The sequence below is a fragment of the Wolbachia endosymbiont of Pentalonia nigronervosa genome (genome assembly GCF_014534705.1).
Lineage (GTDB): Bacteria > Pseudomonadota > Alphaproteobacteria > Rickettsiales > Anaplasmataceae > Wolbachia.
The window spans coordinates 1-3,229 of sequence record NZ_JACVWV010000097.1; the positions used below are offsets into that span (position 1 = coordinate 1).

Annotated in this window: 4 protein-coding genes; all 4 read left to right on the plus strand. The window is 36.5% G+C overall.

Going from position 1 to position 3,229, the window contains the following annotated elements:
• Positions 1-113 precede the first annotated feature (113 nt).
• Positions 114-683: a hypothetical protein gene (locus tag IC220_RS06560; RefSeq protein WP_188153668.1), complete on the plus strand. Its 570-nt coding sequence runs from the start codon at positions 114-116 to the stop codon at positions 681-683.
• Positions 680-1,840 carry a phage tail sheath subtilisin-like domain-containing protein gene (locus tag IC220_RS06565; protein WP_188153669.1) on the plus strand — a complete coding sequence of 387 codons (1,161 nt, stop codon included), beginning with the start codon at positions 680-682 and terminating at the stop codon, positions 1,838-1,840. The genes IC220_RS06560 and IC220_RS06565 overlap by 4 nt, the downstream gene beginning before the upstream one ends.
• An 11-nt stretch (positions 1,841-1,851) precedes the next feature.
• Positions 1,852-2,358, plus strand: a complete 507-nt coding sequence (locus IC220_RS06570) for a phage major tail tube protein (protein WP_188153670.1) — start codon at positions 1,852-1,854, stop codon at positions 2,356-2,358.
• A 78-nt stretch (positions 2,359-2,436) separates the two neighbouring features.
• Positions 2,437-3,229: Rpn family recombination-promoting nuclease/putative transposase (locus tag IC220_RS06575; protein ID WP_188153671.1), on the plus strand; the 793-nt coding region annotated here is incomplete at its 3' end.

Here is a 3,229-nt window from a genome sequence, read left to right on the forward strand (position 1 = left end):
GCAATTTTTTAACAGAAGAACTTGAAGTAGATGTAGAAAGAACACTCAAAGCTTGGCAGTGTCCAGGATTAGAGGCTACTTCCAAAATTTGGAATTAAAAAAGTGGAGGAACAATGTCTACTTATATACGTTTTAAAAACAAAAAACAAATCGAAACAACGACACTAGAAAACAAGCCGGAAGGAGAAGGATGGTATGAGGCACCAGAGAACTTTGATTGGCAAAAAAGATATTGTTTAGCAGAAGGGGGAAATATTGTTGAAAGGAGTAATGAAGATATTGAGCTGGAACTACTGCAAAATGCGAAATTTTCTGCATTGTCTGATCTTCGTATTCATTATGATAGGTGTACTCACCAATACGCAGGCTATTCTCACCAGAAAGCTAAGTCGTATGAAATTCAGGAAAAAGCTGCGGAGAATATTTTAGTTTCAGAACCAAATAAGTTAAACGAAAAAGATACTCAAATTATTGAACCCCTGGCAAAAGTTCGAGACATAACAATAATTGAAATGGCAAAACTCATCCAAAATAAAGCGCAAAAAGCAGTAAAAGCAATAATAAAATGTGAGGAACTTGAAGATCTGGCCGAGAGGAAATTTGAAGCAGCCAAAAATGAGGGAGAGCTAAAGGCTTTACTCAATGATTTTAAACAAAGAATACAAGAAATAGGCAGAGGATGACAGAACAATTTTTACATGGGGTGAATGTTATTGAAGTAACTTCAGGCCCAAAAACAATTAGAACCAGTAAATCATCAGTGATAGGTGTAATTGGTACTGCACCTGAGGCGAACGAGCAAAAATTTCCACTGAATAAACCAGCATTGATAGCAGGGAGTTTAAAGGAAGCAGCAAAACTCGGAAAAACAGGAACTCTTCCTTCTGCAGTAAATGCAATTTTTTCTCAAGTTGGTGCAACAGTAGTAGTTATTCGTGTTGAAGAGAGCAAAAACACTGACGTGAAGTTAAAAGAAGAAGAAACATTAAAAAATATCATTGGTGGAGTTGACGAAAAAACTGGGGAGTATCAAGGCATACAGGCGTTTTTAAGCAGTGAAAGCATAGTCCATGTTGCTCCAAGAATACTAATTGCCCCTTATTTTACTCATCAATTATCTGAGTCTAAAAATCCAGTAGTGGCAGCGTTAATAGGGGTGGCAGAAAAGCTAAGAGCAATAATAGTAGCAGATGGGCCAAATACTAACGATGAAGAAGCAATAAAGTGGAGAAAAAGTGTTGGCAGCGCAAGAGTTTACGTTGTTGATCCTTGGGTAAAAGTATCTGAAGGGGAGGAAAAGCCACCAAGTCCATTTGTAGCTGGTTTAATGGCCAAAGTAGATAGTGAAGAAGGATTTTGGCACTCACCATCAAATAAAGAGATAAATGGCATTGTTGGCACAAGTAGAGCTATTGATTTTACACTCGGTAATGCAAGCTGTAGAGCAAATTATTTAAATGAAAATGAAGTAACGACGATAATTCACCAAAATGGCTACAAACTCTGGGGAAACAGAACGTGCTCAGATGATCCAAAGTGGGCTTTTCTGTCGGTCAGGCGTACTGCAGATTTAATAAATGACAGCTTATTGAGAGCTCACTTATGGGCAGTTGATCGCAATATTACCAAGACTTACATAGATGATGTAATTGAAAGCGTAAACTCTTACTTAGCAGGTTTAAAAGCACAAGGGGCAATTATCAGTGGAAAATGTTATGCAACTTCAGACCCAGCAAACATTGCAAGTGGCAAAGTATTTTTTGACTTTGAATTTACTCCACCATACCCTGCTGAGCAGATAACTTTTCGCTCTCACTTGCTAAATAATGAAATTTTATAAAGAGGAAGAAAGTGTTACCAAAGATACTGAGAAACTTTAACGTATTTGTCGATGGTAGAGGCTATGCTGGGAAAATCGACGAAATAACCTTGCCAAAACTTACCATTAAAACTGAGGAATATCGTGCTGGTGGTATGGACATTCCAATTAGCATAGATATGGGAATGGAGAAATTAGAGGCTGAGTTTACCTTCGCTGAATATGATACAGAACTCTTTCGGCTATTTGGCTTGATAAATGGAAACTCGGTGTCCTTAACTCTTCGTGGAGGAATGCAAGGTAGTGGTAGCAATGAAGTTGAAGCCGTTACTATAAATCTCAGGGGAATATTCAGAGAATTTGATTTTGGTAGCTGGAAACCTGCAGAAAAAGCCACACTCAAATGTACGGTAGCTGCTCATTATTATAAACTTACTATAGGTGGAAATGAGTTAATAGAGATCGACGCTGAAAATATGATTCGGAAAATTAACGGTGTTGATCAGATGTCTTTGCTGCAAACGGCTTTAGGAATTTGACAAAAAATGTAAGGCTTTTTTATTGAAAAGTTGCTAATAATGCTGTATAATTATTAATGGTTTTTAGGAATTTTTGCTATGGCTTTATCTAAGTTTCTTGATGTTAAAAACGACATAGCCTTCAAACGAATCTTTGGTACTGAAAAGAATAAAGATATTTTAATTCATTTCTTAAATGATATCCTAGGGTTTACTGGCGTCAACGAAATAAAAGAGATAGAGTTTTTGAGTACTATCCAAGATCCTGATATTGCTGCTAAAAAACAAAGTATTGTCGATGTTCTCTGTAGAGATGAAAATGGGGTGCAAGTAATTGTCGAAATGCAGGTGGCTAAAACCAAAGGCTTTGAAAAACGTGCCCAATACTATGCAGCTAAAGCTTATTCAAGGCAGGCTGATAAAGGTGATCAATACCATGACCTTAAAGAAATTATCTTTATTGCTATAGCAGATTGTATTCTGTTTCCGTGTAAGTCTATGTATAAGTCAAAACATACTATTCGGGATGAAGATACTAATGAGCACGATTTAAAAGATTTTTACTTTATATTTATTGAATTGCCAAAATTTCCAAAAACCAAAGAGGAGCAGCTTTCAGGTATAGTTGAGAAATGGATATACTTCTTCAAGTATGCAGATAAAACTAGTGAAGAGGATCTAGAAAGAATAATAGGAAGTGATTTGATAATAAAGAGAGCCTATGAAGAGTTAAATAGGTTCAACTGGTCAGAGAAAGAATTTATAGCCTATGAACAAGAGATCAAGCGTATTCTTGATGAACAGGCTGTCCTCGCTCAAAAACTTGATGATGCCAGAGAGGAAGGAAAGATTGAAGGAAAGATTGAAGGAAAGATTGAAGGAAAGATTGAAG

Bases quoted from the DNA above. Each gene is read 5' to 3' on its own strand.
- IC220_RS06560 (WP_188153668.1), top strand. From the start codon at position 114: ATGTCTACTTATATACGTTTTAAAAACAAAAAACAAATCGAAACAACG.
- IC220_RS06565 (WP_188153669.1), top strand. From the start codon at position 680: ATGACAGAACAATTTTTACATGGGGTGAATGTTATTGAAGTAACTTCA.